The sequence below is a fragment of the Halomonas sp. H10-59 genome (assembly GCF_040070555.1).
Lineage (GTDB): Bacteria > Pseudomonadota > Gammaproteobacteria > Pseudomonadales > Halomonadaceae > Halomonas > Halomonas litopenaei.
This window is the reverse complement of sequence record NZ_CP098828.1, coordinates 2370643-2389752: the sequence shown is the minus strand read 5'-3', so window position 1 is coordinate 2389752 and position 19110 is coordinate 2370643. Positions and strand designations below refer to the sequence as shown.

17 protein-coding genes are annotated in these 19110 nt (G+C 63.2%); 7 read left to right on the top strand and 10 right to left on the bottom strand.

Annotation, left to right across the window (positions count from 1 at the left end; genetic code table 11):
- Positions 1-48 precede the first annotated feature (48 nt).
- From NFG57_RS10355 to gloB, 7 genes are all read right to left on the bottom strand, one after another.
- Positions 49-2343, bottom strand: coding sequence for a GGDEF domain-containing protein (locus NFG57_RS10355; protein ID WP_052704431.1), 2295 nt, complete (start codon positions 2341-2343; stop codon positions 49-51).
- Positions 2344-2549: 206 nt separating this feature from the next.
- Positions 2550-4139, bottom strand: a complete 1590-nt coding sequence (locus NFG57_RS10350) for a dipeptide ABC transporter ATP-binding protein (protein ID WP_045993726.1) — start codon at positions 4137-4139, stop codon at positions 2550-2552.
- The gene (locus NFG57_RS10345; protein WP_231498690.1) at positions 4129-5202 is read right to left on the bottom strand and encodes an ABC transporter permease; all 1074 of its coding nucleotides are present in this window, start codon (positions 5200-5202) and stop codon (positions 4129-4131) included. Before NFG57_RS10345 ends, NFG57_RS10350 begins: the two co-directional genes overlap by 11 nt.
- Before the next feature lie 2 nt (positions 5203-5204).
- The gene (locus tag NFG57_RS10340; protein ID WP_083970510.1) at positions 5205-6278 is read right to left on the bottom strand and encodes a microcin C ABC transporter permease YejB; all 1074 of its coding nucleotides are present in this window, start codon (positions 6276-6278) and stop codon (positions 5205-5207) included.
- Between the two features lie 190 nt (positions 6279-6468).
- Positions 6469-8295, bottom strand: coding sequence for an extracellular solute-binding protein (locus NFG57_RS10335; RefSeq protein WP_108133385.1), 1827 nt, complete (start codon positions 8293-8295; stop codon positions 6469-6471).
- A gap of 45 nt (positions 8296-8340) precedes the next feature.
- Positions 8341-9414: a transglycosylase SLT domain-containing protein gene (locus NFG57_RS10330; RefSeq protein ID WP_308812443.1), complete on the bottom strand. Its 1074-nt coding sequence runs from the start codon at positions 9412-9414 to the stop codon at positions 8341-8343.
- Positions 9415-9608: 194 nt separating this feature from the next.
- A complete protein-coding gene (gene gloB, locus NFG57_RS10325; protein WP_348816149.1) occupies positions 9609-10376 on the bottom strand; it encodes a hydroxyacylglutathione hydrolase in 768 nt (255 codons plus the stop codon).
- A gap of 208 nt (positions 10377-10584) precedes the next feature.
- Here gloB and NFG57_RS10320 point away from each other — a divergent pair, with 208 nt between their 5' ends.
- From NFG57_RS10320 to nudC, 4 genes are read left to right on the top strand one after another with little or no spacing between them, the layout of a single operon-like run.
- Positions 10585-11286, top strand: coding sequence for a methyltransferase domain-containing protein (locus NFG57_RS10320; RefSeq protein ID WP_231498691.1), 702 nt, complete (start codon positions 10585-10587; stop codon positions 11284-11286).
- Between the two features lie 23 nt (positions 11287-11309).
- Positions 11310-11744 (top strand): ribonuclease HI, encoded by a 435-nt coding sequence (gene rnhA, locus NFG57_RS10315; protein WP_231498692.1) that lies wholly within the window; start codon positions 11310-11312, stop codon positions 11742-11744.
- A 47-nt stretch (positions 11745-11791) separates the two neighbouring features.
- Positions 11792-12568: a DNA polymerase III subunit epsilon gene (gene dnaQ, locus NFG57_RS10310; RefSeq protein WP_045993719.1), complete on the top strand. Its 777-nt coding sequence runs from the start codon at positions 11792-11794 to the stop codon at positions 12566-12568.
- On the top strand, positions 12568-13344 hold the full coding sequence (gene nudC, locus NFG57_RS10305; protein ID WP_348816148.1) for an NAD(+) diphosphatase: 777 nt from the start codon (positions 12568-12570) through the stop codon (positions 13342-13344). The genes dnaQ and nudC overlap by 1 nt, the downstream gene beginning before the upstream one ends.
- Before the next feature lie 38 nt (positions 13345-13382).
- On the opposite strand, the gene NFG57_RS10300 is transcribed toward nudC, so the two are convergent.
- A complete protein-coding gene (locus NFG57_RS10300; protein ID WP_045993717.1) occupies positions 13383-13691 on the bottom strand; it encodes an SCP2 sterol-binding domain-containing protein in 309 nt (102 codons plus the stop codon).
- Positions 13692-13834: 143 nt separating this feature from the next.
- Here NFG57_RS10300 and sohB point away from each other — a divergent pair, with 143 nt between their 5' ends.
- Positions 13835-14866, top strand: a complete 1032-nt coding sequence (gene sohB / locus NFG57_RS10295) for a protease SohB (protein WP_348816147.1) — start codon at positions 13835-13837, stop codon at positions 14864-14866.
- A gap of 175 nt (positions 14867-15041) precedes the next feature.
- Here sohB and NFG57_RS10290 read toward each other — a convergent pair whose 3' ends face one another.
- The gene (locus NFG57_RS10290) at positions 15042-15371 is read right to left on the bottom strand and encodes a metalloregulator ArsR/SmtB family transcription factor (protein WP_045993715.1); all 330 of its coding nucleotides are present in this window, start codon (positions 15369-15371) and stop codon (positions 15042-15044) included.
- Between the two features lie 711 nt (positions 15372-16082).
- Here NFG57_RS10290 and NFG57_RS10285 point away from each other — a divergent pair.
- Together NFG57_RS10285 and NFG57_RS10280 are read left to right on the top strand one after the other, a co-directional pair.
- Positions 16083-16772 (top strand): 7-cyano-7-deazaguanine/7-aminomethyl-7-deazaguanine transporter, encoded by a 690-nt coding sequence (locus NFG57_RS10285; RefSeq protein WP_108133390.1) that lies wholly within the window; start codon positions 16083-16085, stop codon positions 16770-16772.
- 236 nt (positions 16773-17008) lie between these two features.
- Positions 17009-17788: an alpha/beta fold hydrolase gene (locus NFG57_RS10280; RefSeq protein WP_348816145.1), complete on the top strand. Its 780-nt coding sequence runs from the start codon at positions 17009-17011 to the stop codon at positions 17786-17788.
- A 55-nt stretch (positions 17789-17843) separates the two neighbouring features.
- Here the strand turns inward: NFG57_RS10280 and NFG57_RS10275 are convergent, their stop codons facing one another.
- The gene (locus tag NFG57_RS10275) at positions 17844-19070 is read right to left on the bottom strand and encodes an ABC transporter substrate-binding protein (RefSeq protein WP_348816144.1); all 1227 of its coding nucleotides are present in this window, start codon (positions 19068-19070) and stop codon (positions 17844-17846) included.
- Positions 19071-19110: the final 40 nt, after the last annotated feature.

Here is a 19110-nt window from a genome sequence, read left to right as displayed (position 1 = left end):
CGCGGGGCCGGGCGCTGTCGCTAATGTGCTTCAGGGCTCCCCAGCCGGCTAGCCGTTCTCGTGAGGCGTGGCGAGTGCGATGCGCGCCCGGCCTGCGTGCTTGGCCCGATACAGGGCGCTGTCTGCCATCGCCAGCAGGCAGCTCGGATCGTCGCTGGTAGCCGGGAAGCTGGCGATGCCGCAGGATACCGATACCGTACCCAGGCTCTGGCCCTCGTGGCGGAAGCTCGCGCTGGCCAGGGCGTGGCACATGCGCTGCATGCGATGATGAGCGTCGTCGGCCTCGGCGCCGGGCAGCAGCACGACGAACTCCTCTCCACCAAAGCGACAGACCACGTCGATGTCACGAAAGCTGTTGGCCAGCATTCTGCCAACCCCTTCAAGCACCGTGTCACCCGCCGCATGACCATAGCGGTCATTGAATTTCTTGAAGTGGTCGATGTCCAGGATGACCACCGCCAAGGGACTCTTCTTGCGCAACGAAATAGCCGTCTCGTGGGCAAAAAGCTCATCGAAGTAGCGACGGTTGTGCAATCCGGTCAGATCATCGCGATAGGATAGCGCCGATAGTTCTTCCTGCAGGGCGATGCTCGACAATACCAGGGCCAGGCGGCTGACGCCGAGTTCGATGAAGCTGCGGGTGCGATCCCAGTACTGCGGGCGCTTGACCAGTGGCCCGTCGGGCACGACGCAGATCACGCCCAGTCGGCGGTGCTGGCGATCCGGGCCGGTCAAGTCCAACGGAAAGACCCAGTGAGGCAGGTTGTCGGCAGGGGAAGGTGCCGAAGGGTCCGAGTGGGGCCTCCTGACGGAGATCGAAAGCAGGTCATCCAGGGCAGGCAGGCTTTCTTCCGTGCGCGTTCGAAGCGGCGGAATCGCGGTGGTGTCCAGACAAGCCGGGGGGCGATAGGTGGTGGGCCAGAACAGTTCCAGCGTCATGTTGTCCGGCTGATCCTGAGGCCGGTAGAAGGCGCCCTGCATCGGTTCCAGTATCTCCGGCATGGCCCGCTGGGTCAGGCATAGCGCTTCCTCGAGGCTGGTACATGCCTGCAACGTGTCGATTAGGCTGGCCAGTCGCTGGGTCTTGTGGTGTTCGGTGGCCAGCACCAGGGCACGTTGTCTCTCCTGTTCTGCGAGGCTTTCCAGTTGTCGGGTGCGCTCGGCCACCTCTTGCTCGAGGTGATCGTTGAGTCGCTGCAACTGGCGTTGGGAGCGAGCATAGTGGCGTGTCGAGATGACGATCATGGCGACGATGAAGGCCAGGGCACCAAGGTGAACCGGTACACTGATCCAGCCCACCAGGCCGTGGGCCACCAGCATGTCGGTGATGGCGATGGCAGCAAAGATGGCGTAGCTGGCGACGATCAGGCGTTGGTCGCTGTCGAACTCTCGTCGATAGCGAAACAGCCAGCGTGCCATATAGGCCAGCGCCCCGAGCAGTATCAGGTCGAACAAAGGAAAGGTCGGAGGAAGCGATACCACGTCCAGCATCGCCAGCGCCGGGGCGATGATGGCGTAGGCCAGCAAGCCTAGCCACAGACGTCGCATGCCCTGTCGCGGGATCTGCGGAAACCAGTGCTCGAGGATCAGCGCCATGGCCACCGGCAAAGAAAAATAGGCAATGGCGGCGACATAGTCCCACGCCAGGGGCGCGAACACGATCAATTGGCTGGCGTCGCTCTCGGCCAGCACCATCAAACCGACCGCCAGCGAGAAGAGCCCGAGGCTACCCAGCCGCCAGCGTTCGGGCTGGGTCAGGATCAACACGAGCGCCAGGGCTGCGACGATAAGGCAGGCAAGCGCGATCACTAGTTCGCCCTTGGTGGCCTCGAGAATCGAGGGCAGTATCCGTGACTGTTCCATGATCACGACCTTGCCCCAAAGCCCGATGTCCTTGTAGGACGACTTCAGGCGCAGGTACAGGGTCTTGCCCTGGGTGGGCGAGGGCAGCTCGATGGCGTGCCAGGTCCAGCCGGCGAAGGCCCCGGCGTCCGGTCCTTCGAGCTGACCGTGGCGATAGACGTGTTGCCCATCGACGTAGGCTTCGGCGACCAGGTTGAGGCTTGAGACGAACAGCGCCGGCTGAAGCCAGTCACCGGCGGGCAACTCCCGACGCAGCCAGAGGCTGTCGCGACCGTCACGACCCGGGGGATTGCCGATGCCCTCCAGGGACTTCCATTCCCCTTCAGCGGCGGTGAGCCACTCAAGCTCTCCGTCAGGAGTGCGGGGCGAGTCCCCCCAACGATATTGCCAGTCATCATTCAACGCGAGCTCGCCAGCCAGTACCTGACTGCCGGGCAGCCAGAGCAGGGCGAGTACAAGAAGCGTGATGCAGCGGAACATGGCGAGACCTATGGACGGTAACCCGGCCAGTATAGAACGAGGTGGCAATAACAACATTCGACGGCATAGTCGAAAGAATAAACGTTTGAGGCCTGGACGGCCCCAGTCCCGGCATGAACCGCCATGGAGCGCATTTGGCTGCAACCGCGCTCAGATGCCATGCCTTCTACCGCCCCCCTGTCGGGACACCTCCTGTCAGCCTTGCTTCATCTCTGGGGCTCAAGCCCCGCCGCCTTGACCAGAGCCCTGGTGTAGGGATCGGCCGGCCGGGAAAGTACGTCCATGCAGGCCCCCTGTTCGATCAGACGGCCTTCCTTCAGCACCATCACCCTGTGGGCCATGGCGCGCACCACCGCCAGGTCGTGGCTGATGAACAGATAGCTCAGTCCGCGCCGTGCCTGGAGGTCCCTGAGCAGGGCGATCAGTTGTTTCTGCACTGTCCTGTCCAGTGCCGAGGTCGGTTCATCGAGTACGATCAGGCGCGGCTCGAGGATGATCGCTCGGGCCACCGCGATGCGTTGGCGCTGACCGCCGGAGAACTCGTGGGGATAGCGTTGGGCGACGTGTTCCGGGAGCTCCACCTCACGCAAGGTCGCACGGACCCGAGCGCTGACTTCCTGCTCGGAAAGCTCAGGCTGATGATAGCGAAGTCCCTCGCTGATGATATCCGCCACCGGCATTCGCGGAGAGAGAGAGCCGTAGGGGTCCTGGAACACGATCTGCAGATTTCTGCGCTGCTGGCGCAGTGCCTTGCCCGATAGCTGATCCAGCCTGGCGCCGGCGAAGTCGATGACCCCCTTGGCCTGGTTCAGGCGCAGTAGAGCGGAGGCCAGGGTGGTCTTGCCGGATCCCGATTCGCCGACCACGCCCAGGGTCTCGCCGGCGGCGATGTGCAAGTCCAGCGGGGCCAGCGCCTCGAAGCCAGGCTGGGGACGCTGGAACAGGCGTCGGCGCCGTTCGAAGGTGACGCTTAGCTGGCGGGCCTCGATCAGGGTCGGGGCATCGCCACAGGGGGTCGGGACACCTTCCGGCTCGGCGTCCAGCAACTCCCGCGCGTGGGCGCTCTGGGGGGATTGGAAGACCCGCTCTACGGTCCCGGTTTCCTGGTGCTCGCCATGACGCATGACACACACACGGTCGGCGTGTCGACGCACCAGATTCAGGTCGTGGGTGATGAACAGCATGCCCATGCCGTGGTGATCACGCAGCTCGGCCAGCAGGGCGAGTACCTCCTGCTGTACGGTCACGTCCAGGGCGGTGGTGGGTTCATCGGCCACCAGCAGCTCAGGCTGGTTGGCGATGGCCATGGCGATCATTACCCGCTGACGCTGCCCGCCGGAAAGCTGGTGGGGCCAGGCATCGAGCAGTTCCTCGGCTCGCGGCAGTTTTACCTGTTCCAGCAATTCGCGGCAGCGGTGGCGAGCCCCGCGGCCTCGCAGGCCCTGATGCAGGCGCAGGGTCTCCGCCAGCTGTCGTCCGATGGTGTGCAGCGGATTGAGCGAGGTCATCGGCTCCTGAAACACGAAACCGACGCGGTTGCCGAGCAGCCCCTGCCATTTGCGCGGCGTCAGCCGCGACAGGTCGGTGTCGCCGAGCCATCTACCGCCCTTGATCGTGGCGTTGGGCGGCAGCAGGTTGAGCGCGCCAAGCGCGGTGACCGACTTGCCGGACCCCGATTCACCCACCAGCGCCAGTGTCTCTCCGCGCCTGACGTCCAGCGACAGTTCCTTGACTACGGTGGTGTCGCCGAAGCCGATCGACAGACGATCCAGCGACAGCAGGGTGTCATTGTTCATGCGCGGGGCTTCCTTGCGGTGTCGTGTTGCCGCTGGCGCTTTGGACGTGGCGCGGATCGAAGGCGTCGCGGATCCCCTCGCCGATGAACACCAGCAGCGACAGCATGACCGCCAGGGTCATGAAGGCGGTAATCCCAAGCCATGGCGCCTGGAGGTTGTTCTTGCCCTGGGCCACCAGCTCGCCCAGGGAAGGCGAACCTGGCGGCAGCCCGAAACCGAGAAAATCCAGCGCCGTGAGGGTGGTGATGGCGCCGGTGAAGAGGAAGGGTATGAAGGTCAGGGTCGCCACCATGGCGTTGGGCAGCACATGGCGCCACATGATCAGATGTGACGGCAGCCCCATGGCCTTGGCCGCCCGTACGTACTCCAGATTGCGCGCACGCAGAAACTCGGCACGCACGATATCCACCAGTCCGAGCCAGGAAAACAGCAGCATGATCCCGAGCAGCCACCACAGATTGGGTTCCACCAGGCTGGCCAGGATGATCAGCAGGAACAGCACCGGCAACCCCGACCATATCTCGGTCAGGCGCTGGCCGATCAGGTCGACCTTGCCGCCGAAATAGCCCTGCACCCCACCGGCCAGCACCCCCAGCACCAGCGATCCGGCGGTCAGCACCAGAGCAAAGATCACCGACAGGCGAAAGCCGTAGATCACCCGCGCCAGCACGTCACGTCCCTGGTCATCGGTACCCAGCCAATGGCGGCCATCCGGGGGTGACGGCGCAGGGTGGTCGAGATACTCGTCCAGGGTGTCGTAGGAGAACGGAATCGGCGCCCACAGCATCCAGCCATCCGACTCGATGGCGTTGCGGGTAAAGTCATCGTGATAGTCCGCCGCGGTCGGCAGAAAGCCGTCGAAGACGGTATCCGGATAGTCGACCAGCATCGGGAAGTACCATTGCTGCTGATACTGCACCAGCAGCGGCTTGTCATTGGCGATGAGTTCGGCCCCGAGGCTGAGCACGAACAGTAGGCCGAAGGCCCACAGTGACCACCAGGCACGGCGCTGGTGGCGAAAGACGGCGAGGCGACGGCGGGTGATGGGAGAAAGGCTAGGCACGATCAGGATTCCCGTGTCTCGAAGTCGATGCGCGGATCCACCCAGACGTACGTCAGGTCGGAAACCAGTTTGAGTATCAGGCCGATCAGGGTGTAGAGGTAGAGGGTGCCGAAGATCACCGGATAGTCACGCTGCATGACCGCCTCGAAACCGAGCAGGCCCAGCCCGTTGAGCGAGAAGATCACCTCGATCAACAGCGAGCCGGTGAAGAAGATCCCGATCAGCGCCGACGGCATCCCGGCAATGATGATCAGCATGGCGTTGCGGAAGACGTGGCCATAGAGCACCCGCCTGTCGCTGGCACCCTTGGCCCGGGCGGTCAGCACGTACTGGCGGTGGATCTCGTCGAGAAAGCTGTTCTTGGTCAGCATGGTCAGGGTGGCGAAGCTGCCGATGGCCGAGGCGCTGACCGGCAGCACGATATGCCACAGGTAGTCCTTGACCTTGCCCCAGGCGCTGAGCTCGGAAAAGTCCGGTGACGTCAGCCCTCGCAGCGGGAAGACGTCGAAGTAGCTGCCGCCGGCGAACAGCACGATCAGCAGGATAGCGAACAGGAAGCCGGGAATGGCGTAGCCGACGATGACCAGGCCGGAGGTCCAGACATCGAAGGCGGAGCCGTGTCTCAGGGCCTTGCGTACACCCAACGGGATCGACACCAGATACACCAGCAGGGTGGTCCACAGACCTAGCGAGATCGACACCGGAAGTCGCTCGAACATCAGGGTGGTGACCGCCTCGCCGCGAAAGAAGCTCTCGCCGAAGTCGAAGGTGGCGTAGTCCACCATCATGTCGATAAAGCGTTCATGGGCCGGCTTGTCGAAGCCGAACTGCTGCTCAAGCTGGGTGATGAACTGCTCGGGGATCCCGCGGCTGCCGCGAGACTCGCCGCTATCGATGGTCTCGCCGCCACCGCCCTGCAGGCGCGTACTGGCCTCGCTGGAAAAGCCCTCGAAACGTGCCAGCAACTGGTCGATGGGCCCGCCCGGCGCGGCCTGGACGATGATGAAGTTGAGCAGCATGATCCCCAGCAAGGTGGGGATCATCAGCAGCAGACGGCGCAGTACGTAGGCACCCACGGCATTTCCTTGAGGATTGGGTTTGCCAAGGCGAAGCGTCGTTTCGCACGACGCTTCGCACCACCAGAAACATTTTCTGTATCAGGGCCGCCGGCGTGGTCGGGCCTGCCGTTCGGGCTGGACACGTGCGCCTGCCCTCTGAATCTTTGACCTTCTTACCACAGCACGGCGCCCTTGGGCCGCCGTTGAATCAACGGCTACGCTGACGATCCTCGATGACCGCCTCGCGTTCAGGGTCTACCCACCAGGCGCTCAGGTCCAGCGTGTACTCGGGGAAGGGCTCCTGCCAGGCAAACTTGTCCCACACCGCGATGCGGTGGGCGGCCAGATGGAACTGCGGGACCACGTAGAAGCCCCAGCGCAGCACTCTGTCCAGCGCCTGGGCGGCGGTGTCCAGTGCCTGGCGCGAGTCGGCGGCGATTAGGCGATCGACCAGAGCGTCGATGACGGGATCCTGAAGGCCGATCAGATTCCGGCTCTGGGGGCGTTCGGCATACTCGCTGCCCCAGAACTCACGCTGTTCATTGCCGGGACTCAAGGACTGCGGAAAGCTGCCCACCACCATGTCGAAGTCGAAGCTGCGCAGACGATTGAGGTACTGATTGACGTCGACGGTACGGATATTGCCCTGCACCCCCAGTCGGGCCAGCCTTCGCAGCAGCGGTTGGGCGATGCGCTCGAACTGGGTGCTGTAAAGCAGGATCTCGACGTGCAGTGGCTCGCCATTCTCGGGGTCGATCATTACCCCGTCACGGGCCTCGTAGCCGGCCTCACGCAGAAGTTCCAGGGCCTTCCTCAGGCGTGGACGCATCTCCTGGGGCTGCTGCATCGGCAGTGGCTCGCTGAAGACGCTCTCCGGCAGCTGGTCGCGGAAGGGCTTGAGCAGTGCCAGCTCGTCTTCGGACGGCAAGCCGGTGGCTTCCATCTCGGAATTCTCGAAGTAGCTGTCGGTGCGCGCATAGGCGTCGTAGAACAGGTTTCTGTTCAGCCACGGGAAGTCGAAGGCAAGAGTGATCGCCTCGCGCACGCGGCGATCCTGAAACTTGGCCTTGCGCAGGTTCATGACGTAGGCCTGCATGCCAGCGGGCTGGCCGTCATGGACCTGAAGCTGCCTGACGAAGCCCTGCTCGCGCGCCGGGAAGTCGTAGGCCGTGGCCCAGTTGCTCGCGGAATTCTCGAGGCGGAAGTCGAGATTGCCGGCCTTGAAGGCCTCCAGTGCCACCGTCTGGTCGCGATAGTAGTCGTAGATCAGCCGTCCGATATTGTGTCGGCCGACGTTGACCGGTACCTCGCTACCCCAGTAGTCGTCGACGCGCTCGTAGACGATGCGGCGGCCCGGATCGACCTCGGCGATCCGATAGGGGCCGGAGCCGAGCAGCGAATCGCGGGTCACCGCCTCGAAGTCGCGATCACGCCAGTAGTGCTCAGGCAGGATCGGCATCTGGCCCAGGATCAGCGGCAGTTCGCGGCTTTCGCTGTCACCCAGATCGAAGTGCACGGTGTCGCTGTCGATGGCGGTGACGCTGTCGACATCGCTGTAGTAGGCGCGGTAGAAGGGCTGCCCCTTGGTGGTCAGCGTCTCGAAGCTGAATACCACGTCCTGGGCGTCCACGGGTTCGCCGTCATGGAAGCGCGCTTCGGGGCGCAGGTCGAACTCGACCCAGCGCCGTTCGGGGTCCAGGCGGATACCCTCGGCCAGGAGCCCATACATGGTGAAGGGCTCTCCCGGGTTCGATTCGAGCAGGGTGTCGTAGATCTGTGTAAGGCCAGAGGCTGGCGTGCCACGAACAATAAACGGATTGGTCGAATCGAAGCTGCCCTGGGCGGCGCGAATCAAATCACCGCCTGACGGAGCATCAGGATTGGCATGGGGAAAGTGGCGAAAGTCAGCCGGCAGGGCCGGCTCACCATAGAGCGGAAGGGCGTGCACGGTGGGCACGCTGGAAACGTCTGCGGCCTCGCTGGCGGTCGCCAGCAGGGCGCCCAGCAGGCAGGCGCCAATTGCCACCTGTCGCATGGCGGTGGAGTCCTTGTCCTGAGGGGCGCCACCGTGGCGCCCGCTTTACCGACCGGAAAGTGTCAGTTGCTGACCGGGTTGAAGAGCCTGCGGGTTGTCGATGCCATTCCAGCGTGCCAGGTCCCGAGGCGAGATGGAATGAAGCATGGCGATGCGGTTCAAGGTGTCTCCGCTCTCGACGACATGGGTCTCGTCGGAGGCGCTGGCCACTTCGATCTGCCCCAGGTTGCTCAAGGCATTGCGCAGGGTGGCGGCGCTCTCTGCCGGCACCAGAATCTGACGGGTGTGACGCGGGTTGACGTTGCGCGACTTGAGTCCGGGATTCAGTTCGCTCAGCTCGTGGGTGGTCACTCCGGCCAGAGCGGCTGCCTTGTTCAACGAGATCGGTGCGGTGACCGAGACCTTGGCAAAGGCCGCCGAGCCGCTGATCTCCGGAAGATTGACGCCGTAGCGCTCGGGATCATTGATGATCCGCGAGATGGCCATCAGCTTCGGCACGTACGCCATGGTCTCCGAGGGTAGGTTGAGATCCCAGTAGTCGCCGGCGAGCCCGCGAGCCTGCGCCGCACGGCGGGCATTGTTGACGGTGCCGGCGCCGGCGTTGTACGCCGCGAGTGACAACTGGAGGTCGCCCTCGTACCACTGATCCGCCTGCATCTCTATGTAGTCCAGGGCGGCGCGGGTGGAGGCCACGACATCATTGCGGCCATCCCAGGCACCATTGCGCTTGAGGCCGAGGGCGTCACCGGTACGCGGCATGATCTGCCACAGTCCGACGGCGCCAAAGTGGCTACGTGCCTTGGGATCGAAGGAGCTCTCGACGAAGGGGATCAGCGCGATCTCGCCCGGCAGACCACGTGATTCGACCTGCTGGGTGATCCAGGCGAGCCAGGGGCGGGCGCGCTCGGTGATCTCCGCCACGTTATGGGGGCTGTCCTGGTAGTAGTCGATCCATTCCTGCACGCGGGCATTGACCGGCTGGTCCTGCCACTGGAAATCCGCCCGCAGACTCGTCCACGCATCCTGCGGCTCGAGTTCCAGGGCATCCCAGAAGTGGCGAGTCAGGTGTTGATGCGAAGGCGCGGCGCTTGCGTCAGCGCTGGTTCCGCCATATGGCATGGCGCCACCGGGGGGGAGTGGCGAGGCCTGGGATGTATAGGCACCGGCCATCAACGAGCCAAGGAGGGCCAGACTGCTGGCCGCGCCAAGAAGTCGTCTACGGGTCGTGTGAAATGTCATGCGTACAGAAACTCCTGGCCCGCGATGCTTATCGCGGGCGTCCTGTGGGACGATGGTTCAGGACGCCGAGCCGTTCAGAAGGAATCCTTCCAGGCTCTTAGCGTGGCAAAGGTGGCGTCCGTGCTATCGGTCGACCCATGGGCTGAGGCAGCGCGCTTGACATCTTCATCACCGCAACGAAGGAAGGGATTGATGCGGCGCTCACGTTCCATCGTTGTAGGCAGCGTGGGTCGGTCCAGATCTCGTGCCTTCTGACATTCGTCGAAGGCGGTGGCAACGTCGGGGTTGCCGGGGTTGGCCGCCTTCGCAAAAGCGAGGTTGGCCAATGTATATTCGTGCGCGGAGAATACCAGTGTATCCGCCGGCAGGGAATTCAGTCGGTCGAGGGACCCCTTCATCTGCTCCGGGGTACCTTCGAACAGGCGTCCGCAGCCACCGCTGAACAGGGTGTCCCCACAGAACAGCAGCGGCGGGATACCAGCGGTAAAGAAGGCCAGATGGTCCAGGGTATGCCCAGGCACCGCCATCACCTCGAACAGGCGGCCCATGACGCGAAACTCGTCACCGTCACGCACGATCTCGTCGATGCCTGCGATCTCGGGGTTATCCGGCCCGATCACCCGGGGCGAATAGCGCTGGATCAGTTCGGCAACGCCGCCGGTGTGGTCATGGTGGTGATGGGTCAGCAGGATGCAGCCCAGGCTCAGCCCTTCACGTTCGAGAAAGCGCAGAACAGGCTCGGCGTCACCGGGATCCACGACGCAGACCTCTTGACTCGAATCCTGGCGCAGCAGCCAGATATAGTTGTCGCTAAAGGCTGGAATCGGTGTCACGCTTAACATGGTCGGCAGGGTCCTCGGAGCGAGCCTTGAGCGGGCAGCATCTAGCTGGGCGGCCGGCGCAGACTTCAGTAAACTTCGTTTTTTCGCCTTGCAAAATCAGACACTTTGGAGGCACAGGTCGACTATGTCAAATGCGTCGGAGCCGATGGAGCTCGCGTGCCTGGTGCGGCACGCTCGACGCTATTGGTCCAGTGACAGCGGATGCGCCGTGCGGCGTTCCGAACGAGCCTGCCTGGGTCCGCTGGCCGAACGTTGGTGCGGCCAGCACGGTCTTGAAATGTCACTGGCCGAGCCACTGGCCGACATGAGCGCGGTGCGCCACTGGATACGGTGGTCTCCGACCAGGGAGCTGGCGGAAAGTTCCAGCACGCTGGTTTGCCGTCCTGAGCGCTTGGCACTGCCCGACGGAGCGATGGACGTGGTGGTGCTCAATCACTTGCTGGAGGTGGTGTCCCACCCCCACCAGCTTCTGCAGGAGGCCGCCCGGGTGGTCTCGCCGCAGGGGCGACTGGTGCTGCTCGGCTGGTCCCCGCTGTCATCGTCGGGCTTGATGAGGGTTCGGCCTCGCCGCCGGCGGCAGCTGCCGGGGCAGGGCGTATGGCGAACGCCGCGGACGATGAAGGACTGGCTTCAGTTTGTCGACTTCGAGATCGAGCGGGTAGACTACTGCCGATTTCGCCTGCCGGGGCTCGCCGGTGGCAATGGCATGCTGGAGACCCTTGGCCGGCGCCACAACCTGCCCCTGGGCGATTGTTATATCATCCAGGCTCGCTGCCGCTCGCAGCTGGCCTGTACCCAGGGAAAACGCCCACTGTTCGGCTTGCCGGTCGGTAACACCGCACTCGGCACCACCAGGCTCGAGCCCAGTGTGCGGCAGACCCCCAAGCAGAAGAAGGTAGCAATGCGTTGACCACTCCCGATTCACTCCCTGTCGTGACCATTTACACCGACGGGGGTTGCCGCGGCAATCCCGGACCCGGCGGCTGGGGAGCGCTGCTGGAAAGCGGGGATCACCGCAAGTCGCTCAAGGGCGCCGAGCGTGATACCACCAACAACCGAATGGAGCTGACCGCCGCGATCATGGCGCTGAAGACGCTCAAGCGCGAGTGTCACGTGGATCTCTGGACCGATTCGGAGTATCTGCGCAAGGGCATCACCGAATGGATCCATGGCTGGATCAAGCGTGGCTGGAAGACGGCTTCCAGGCAGCCGGTGAAGAACGCCGATCTGTGGCGCGAGCTGCATGAGCAGACACGCCGACACCAGGTCAGCTGGCATTGGGTCAAGGGGCACAGCGGCCACCCTGGAAACGAGGCCGCCGACGCCCTGGTCAACGAGGCCATCGACGAGTTGCTGGAAGGCGCCTGACGCCGTCGGCCCACACCCCACAGCCCATCCGACTTCAGGGACCCAGAATGCGACAGATTGTACTGGATACCGAGACCACCGGTATCGAGACTCGCGACGGCCACCGTCTCATCGAGATCGGCGCCGTGGAGATGATAAACCGGCGTCTGACCGGAAATTCCTACCATCAATACATCAATCCCGAGCGTGAGATCGATGCCGAGGCGATCGGTGTCCACGGCATCACCAACGAGCGGGTCGCCAATGAGCCGGTGTTCGCCGAGGTGGCGGCCGACTTCTGGGAGTTTATTCGCGGGGCCGAGCTGGTCATTCATAACGCGCCCTTCGATGTCGGCTTCATCGACCACGAATTCAAGCTGCTGAAGGCCACCCACCCCGAGCTATATGCAGGGCCCGTCAAGGATCACTGTCGTATCCTCGATACCCTGACCATGGCACGGGGACTGCACCCGGGGCAGCGCAACAGCCTCGACGCCCTTTGCAAGCGCTACGATATCGACAATGGTCACCGCGTGCTGCACGGGGCCTTGCTCGATGCCGAGATCCTGGCAGACGTCTATCTGGCGATGACCGGTGGGCAGACCGCCCTGACCCTGGATGCGGGCAACGACAGCGACCAGCAGGCGGCGGTGCCCGGCGAGCTTTCGGTGCGTCGGTTGTCATTGGAGCCGGGGCGGTTGAGCGTGGTACGCCCGACAGAGCAGGAGATGGCGGCCCATCTGGCCAAGCTCGACAAGGTGCGTGGCAAGGCAGGAGAGTGTCGCTGGGACGACCTGGACCCTGCCTACGCCGGCCCCGGCAGCGCCACGCAGGACGGTGTCTGATGCTGCATCGGGAGCTGCCAAGAGGTGTCGAGTCGGGGCGTATCATTCGCCTGGCGAAAGGCTGTATGGCGCCTGGCCTGGACAATACGCCACTGGGGCCGGTCGAGCCCTGGGATGAGCGTGTTCAGCCGTTGTGCTGGTGGTCGGACGAACCGGTGGGGCTGCGTCTTGAAGACAGCCCAGGCGCCGACTGGCCAGACGGCCGTAGCTGGCTGTCGAGGTTGCCCGAGTCATGGTACGGGCTGGTGTCAACGGCGCTGCAGGTGGGCGCCTGGATGGACAACCATCGCTTCTGCGGGCGTTGCGGCAGCCAAGCGAGGCGCCTGGAACACGAGTTTGCGATGCACTGCGACAATTGCGGCCATCGCAACTACCCGCGCATCTCGCCCTGCATCATCACCCTGGTGACCCACGGGGAGTCGCTCTTGCTGGCTCGTAGCCCGCGTTTTCCACCCGGACGCTATTCCACCCTGGCAGGATTCATCGAACCGGGAGAGTCGGCGGAGCAGGCGGTGCATCGCGAGGTCCACGAGGAGGTCGGTCTGAAGCTGGGGAGGCTGCGTTATATTCGCAGTCAGGCCTGGCCTTTTCCCCACTCCCTGATGCTGGGCTATCTGGTCGAGGCGGCAAGCCGACGCATCGTGATCGACGGCCACGAGATCGAAGACGCCGCCTGGTTCTCGCCACGGCAGCTACCGCAGTTGCCGCCGCTTTATTCGATCTCGCGGGAGTTGATCGAGTTGCACCTGTCCGAGGTGCGTGACGGTCGGTCCTGACGGGCAGTCGCCGGGAGGGGCCACTGCCCATTTGAGCATCACTTCTCGGGAAACAGCTCGGTCAGGCGGGTCGCCAGCATGATATTGCCGGTCGCCTTGAGCTTGCCGGTCATGAAGGCTGTCATGCCGTTGATATCACCGGTCATGATGCCCTTGAGGGTGTCGCTGCTCATGCTCAGGCTGACAGAGGGATCGTCGTGCTCGCCCTGCTGGATGTCCAGTGCGCCATCGTCGATGACGACATAGTGATCCTCGGTATCGCTGAAATGGAACTGGAAGATCTCGTGCATGCCCTGGGCAGCGTCGGGATTGAAGCGAGAGCGTAGCGTATCGAGTGTCTGTGACATGAGAATTCCTTGCAGTTGTGTGAGTCGCTGTCAGGCAGCGTATTTCAAACGAATGTTTCAATCAAGGCCGGGCGCCGTTCAGGGCCTATGACCGTCAAGGTCCAGGTCTTTGCAGAATCGTGCCGGCTGACAGGGAGAGAGCGATGGAAGACTGGCTGGGTGAGATCCTGACCTTTTTTGTTCAGCTGCTGCTGGTGGCAGGGGGCGTGCTGTTGGCGCTGATCGTGCTTGCCCGGGCCAAGGGTGGCGGCAGTGTACCCAGGGAGCAACTCAGGATCGAGGACCTGGGTCAGCGTCAGCGTCAGTGGCGTGAGCGTTTGATACAAGCCAGGACAGGCACAGAAAAGCGGTCTCGCCTGCGCTGGCCGTGGCGTCGGGATACCAAGCCCAGGCAGGACGAAGGCGTGGCATCGAGCGCCACCACCTGGGTGATCGATTTTCATGGCAACCTCAAGGCCAGCGGCGTGGACCGCCTGGCTCGCGAAGTGTCCTTGCTGCTTGGTGTGGCTAAGGAAGGGGACGAGGTGGTCATTCGGCTGGAGAGCCCCGGAGGCCTGGTCCACACCTATGGGCAGGGTGCGGCGGAACTGCACCGGCTCACCGAGGGGGGCCTCAAGACCACGGTCTGCGTGGACAAGGTAGCGGCCAGCGGCGGCTACCTGATGGCGTGCAACGCACAACGCATCCTGGTGGCCCCGTTTGCGGTAATCGGCTCCATCGGGGTGGTGGCCCAGATCCCCAATATCCACCGCCTGCTCAAGCGCCATGACGTCGATGTGGAGCTGGTGACCGCCGGGCGCTACAAGCGCACGCTCACCGTGCTGGGCGAAAACACCGAGGAAGGCAGAGACAAGCTGCAGGCGGACCTCGACGCCATCCATGCCAAGTTCAAGGACTACGTCGACCAGCGCCGCTCCGGCGTAGATATCGACGCCGTGTCCACCGGTGAGGTCTGGTACGGAGAAGAGGCCGTGTCCAGAGGGTTGGCGGATGAGGTCACCACCAGCGAGGCTTATCTCAGCAAGGCGATGGAACGTGGCAAGGTGCTGAGCCTGAGGCTTGCGGCGGTGCCATCACTGGCCGAGCGTCTTGGTTTTTCCGCCTCTGGCATGGTCGAGCAGGCGCTCGACCGGGTGGAAGAGCGTGTCGATGCGTCCGGCTGGGAGCATCGGTAGGCGAAGCGTGCGTCGCGGTTCATAACATTGGATCGCAATATTGGATCGCAATACTGCCTGACCTGAGCCGCCCCAGCTCCGCCTGTCCAAGTCGTTCTATCCATCGAGCGAGCCCGATGCCCTCCAGCGAGGGCTATCGGGTGCGAAGCGCCTGACCAGAGTCTGTGGTCGCGCTTCAGTCGTCGTTGGCTGCGTTCATCTTGACGATGGCGGCGATCATGATGCTCGCGCTGTCGCCTTGCAATGAGTAGTAGATGGTCTGGGAGGAGCGCCGAGTACTGACCAGCTCGGCTCGCCTGAGGATGGCAAGGTGCTGGGATAGGGCCGACTGGCTCAGGCTCAGGCGTTGATTGAGCTCTGTCACGGACAGCTCGTTGCCTTCAAGTAGACACAGGATTCTTAGGCGATTGTCGTTGGCGATGGCTTTCAGCAGGCCGCTCGCTCTGTCTACCACGGCATCTCCACCCTCAAGCAGGCGGCCGGCAACACGTTGTGAGCTGTTCATCAGCACTCTCCCTTGCAGCGGTGACTGACACGAATTTCACCCGTTGGACGTCGTGGCGCTAGGCGCCACCCGAGATGGACGGCAATAGGGATCGAGGTGTTGTGCATGGATGGCTTGTCATCCTCATCGAAGAGATCCGCTAGTCGGATTCGGCGTATCCGGCTCCTCGGAATAGTGTTGGTCCGGGGCGCAGGACTCCATTCATTTGGTCGCTGATGAAAGCCGAAGCCTTTCTTTCCGTTAGTGATTAAGAAACTTCTCAATAATAGCGCATTGTTGAAGTAAACGCGTCTTAAACGCGTGTTTGTGACCGTTTCGGCAGAATTCGATAATAAGTTTTTCAAAGTGTGTCCATCGCGTTGTTTCTTGTATTTGTATTTAGCAGACTGACAATATTGTGCAATATCAGGTTTCTCTAGGTATCCTGTATGGCACATCTGGTGCCTGGATCTGCAGTTATCTGGTTTTGCCCGTCTACGCCGGGTGGCCTGTGGGTAAAGGGGAAGGGGTCGAGCAAGGGAGTGCTGGCAAGGCGCAGGCTTGTCTCGTATAATTTCTGCCGCAAAATTTGCACCCCACGCGGTGGCGCGAGACTTATCGCCATACGGCTCGAAATCTTGCGCCATCCAGAGGTATCGCAGCCAGGCGTGCCTGTAGCCGTATTGTGGTTGTTCCCAGGGTTCCCTCACCCCTTGCGAAAAAGGAATCATGATGTTCACTCTGTCCTTCGAACAGCGCCGTCGCCTGCTGGCGCTGATGGTCGTTTTCCATATCGTCGTTATCGCCGCCAGCAACTACCTGGTCCAGTTGCCGTTTACGGTGTTTGGCTTGCACACGACCTGGGGCGCTTTCAGCTTTCCCTTCATCTTCCTGGCCACCGATCTGACGGTGCGCCTGTTCGGCAAGGGGCCGGCGCGCGCCATCGTGATGCGCGTGATGCTGCCCGCACTGGTGGTGTCGTACGTTGTCTCGGTGGTCTTCCCGCAGGGCGGCTTCGCTGGCCTTGCAGCCTTCGATGGTTTCGATCTGTTCGTCGCCCGGATCGCACTGGCCAGTTTCATGGCCTACCTGCTTGGACAATTGCTCGACGTGCAGGTCTTCGACCGGCTCCGGCGACTCAAGCACTGGTGGGTGGCGCCGGCGGCGTCGACCCTGGTCGGTAATCTGGTCGATACCGTGGCGTTCTTCTCCATCGCCTTCGAGGCTGGCCCTGACCCGTTCATGGCGCAGCATTGGCCAGAAATCGCAGCGGTCGACTACGCCATCAAACTTGCGATCAGTCTGGTCTTTTTCCTGCCCCTGTACGGCGTGCTGCTGCGTTATCTGAGCCAGCGACTGGTGGCGGTGACCGGCAGTCAGGACGTCTGGCCGGAGCAGGTCGCTCGGGGAGAGGGGCGCTGATAAGGGCCTCGATCCCCGGCGGTTGAGCCTGCTGGGCCGGTATTACGATCTGGTTCTGCTCTGGTTCTGATCTGGTTCCGATCTGGTTCCGACCTAGCCCCGCCCTGGTTTGCTCTGGTTGTGCTTGCAGCCTGGCTCCGCGCCCCGCCTGGCACGTTCAGTACTATGCTGGTGTCGTGAAGCACGACGTTCTACCGGCTCTCTTCCAACCTTCGATCGCTCAAAGGAGTGCAGCTATGACGGTTTCCCTGGAATATACGGACAGTGGTGGTCAGGGAGAGCCATTGGTCATCGTTCATGGCCTGCTGGGTAGCGCCGACAACTGGCGCTCCCATGTCAAACAGTGGTCGGGCGAGCGCCGTGTGATCGCCCTTGATCTTCGCAATCATGGCCGTTCTCCCCATGCCGAGGGTATGGACTATGCCCAGATGGCCGAAGACGTGGCAGCGGTGATGGACCTCTGCGGCGTCACCAGAGGGCACCTGCTTGGCCATTCCATGGGCGGCAAGGTGGTGATGACCCTGGCCAGGCTGCATCCTGAGCTGGTGGCGTCGCTGATCGTTGCCGATATCGCGCCGGTCGCCTATGAACACCGTCACGATAGCGTTTTCAGCGCACTGCGGCGTGTCGAGCAGGGTGAGCCCACCGACCGGCGAGAGGCCGATGCCTTGATGGCTGAGGTGATCGACGACAAGCCCACCCGCATGTTTCTGGCTACCAATCTGGTGCGCGGCGACGATCGCGTACTACGCTTGCGGGTCAATCTCGATGCGATCGAAGCCGGCTACGGCCAGATCATGGCACCGCCCGGTGGCGAAGGAAGCATCGATGTGCCGACGCTGGTGTTGCGCGGAAGTCGCTCCGACTACGTCGCCGATGACCTGCTGGAGTCGCTGCGCGCCGTCCTGCCCAGGGCCGAAGTCAAGACCCTGGACGCTGGTCACTGGCTGCACACCGAGCGGGCGCAGGAGTTTCAGGAGCAAGTGGCCGAATTTCTGGCCTCTCTGGACGACTAGCCAGTGCAATCAAGGCGCCAGTGATTAGCCGGGGTGCTTGCCCAGGCGCCAGTGATTAGCCGGGGTCCTTGCCCAGGCGCGAGATCGGGGTCAAGCGTTCGACGATCTTCTGGTCATGTAGATAGCGCTCCAGGCGACGATAGCGGCCGTGGTCCATGGCGCCGGGGCGCAGGCTGAGTCGGCGCCTGATGTCGGGCCAGGCCTCGGCATTGGCGGGGCTGTCCATGGTCGGCTCGAGTCGAGTCATGATCTCCCAGCTCGCGGCGGGATGGTCGATGATCCAGCGTGTGGCTTGTTCCAGTGCGTCGACGAAGGCGCGAATGGCGTCCTTCTGTGCCTGAAAGTGGTCCTGGTTGGCCACGACGACCAGGCCGTCGTGCACCGGGATACCCAGTGTCTCGGTCGGCATGGCGCGGGTAGCGATGCCGAGGTCGGCGAGCTCTCGCGGCAGGGACAGTGCCGCGCCGCCGATAAAGGCATCGATCCAGCCTTCGTTCATCGCGCGTATCACGCTGAAGTGCACGTCCTTGGCCTCGACATGGGACAGGTTCAACCCTTCGTGTTGAAGGATGGCCCTGAGCAAGACGTCTTGTCCCGAGCGCTGCGCGTAGCCGATCCGGTGATCGATCAGTCCCAGCACCGAGTCGATGTCCGCATCTTCGCGTACCAGCAGCGCCGACAGTGGCAATTCGCTCAAGGTGGCTACCCTGATGATGGGGCGCCCCTGGTCCACCAGTCGGTGCAGGGTCAGCTGGTCGGTCAGAGCCAGATCCGCCTGGGATGCCGCCACCAGCTTGGCAGGCACGTCGGGATCGGCGGGCGTCTGCAGCACGACGTTCAGTCCGCGCCGCGAGAACAGCCCCCTCTCCTGAGCCACCAGCAAGGCAGCGTGCTGCGGCCCGGGTGACCATTCCAGCACTAGAGTCAGCTCGGTGACCGGCGGCGGCGCGATCGGGTCGGCAGGAGCCGCCGTGGCCGACGGTGCCACCGGCATCGCGGGCGTGTCGATACCGGGTCCACCAGGCAATCCACGGTAGCGCTCGAGGATATCGCGCACCACCGTTGCTTCGGCGCTTGTGGGGGGCGTTCCGTCGACCTGCTCGGAAGAAGTCTCGACCTGTTGCTCCTGGGCGAGGGGCGGCGCTGTCTGTTGCTGCGCTGCGGCTTCAGCGGGCGCCTCCGGCTCGGCCAGGGCAGGGGACAACGCGCCGAGGCTTGCCAGTAGCAAGCTCAAGCCCGCAAGCCGGATTAGCCGGTGTTGCCTGGGCGACGACTTGGGCATCAACAATCTCCATGGGTCAGGCATTCGTACCAGCGCGCTA

Bases quoted from the DNA above. Each gene is read 5' to 3' on its own strand.
- NFG57_RS10290 (WP_045993715.1), bottom strand. From the start codon at position 15,371: ATGAACAGCTCACAACGTGTTGCCGGCCGCCTGCTTGAGGGTGGAGAT.
- NFG57_RS10280 (WP_348816145.1), top strand. From the start codon at position 17,009: ATGACGGTTTCCCTGGAATATACGGACAGTGGTGGTCAGGGAGAGCCA.
- NFG57_RS10275 (WP_348816144.1), bottom strand. From the start codon at position 19,070: ATGCCCAAGTCGTCGCCCAGGCAACACCGGCTAATCCGGCTTGCGGGC.
- sohB (WP_348816147.1), top strand. From the start codon at position 13,835: ATGGAAGACTGGCTGGGTGAGATCCTGACCTTTTTTGTTCAGCTGCTG.
- NFG57_RS10335 (WP_108133385.1), bottom strand. From the start codon at position 8,295: ATGCGACAGGTGGCAATTGGCGCCTGCCTGCTGGGCGCCCTGCTGGCG.
- NFG57_RS10300 (WP_045993717.1), bottom strand. From the start codon at position 13,691: ATGTCACAGACACTCGATACGCTACGCTCTCGCTTCAATCCCGACGCT.
- NFG57_RS10330 (WP_308812443.1), bottom strand. From the start codon at position 9,414: ATGCCATATGGCGGAACCAGCGCTGACGCAAGCGCCGCGCCTTCGCAT.
- dnaQ (WP_045993719.1), top strand. From the start codon at position 11,792: ATGCGACAGATTGTACTGGATACCGAGACCACCGGTATCGAGACTCGC.
- NFG57_RS10355 (WP_052704431.1), bottom strand. From the start codon at position 2,343: ATGTTCCGCTGCATCACGCTTCTTGTACTCGCCCTGCTCTGGCTGCCC.
- nudC (WP_348816148.1), top strand. From the start codon at position 12,568: ATGCTGCATCGGGAGCTGCCAAGAGGTGTCGAGTCGGGGCGTATCATT.
- NFG57_RS10350 (WP_045993726.1), bottom strand. From the start codon at position 4,139: ATGAACAATGACACCCTGCTGTCGCTGGATCGTCTGTCGATCGGCTTC.
- gloB (WP_348816149.1), bottom strand. From the start codon at position 10,376: ATGTTAAGCGTGACACCGATTCCAGCCTTTAGCGACAACTATATCTGG.
- NFG57_RS10285 (WP_108133390.1), top strand. From the start codon at position 16,083: ATGTTCACTCTGTCCTTCGAACAGCGCCGTCGCCTGCTGGCGCTGATG.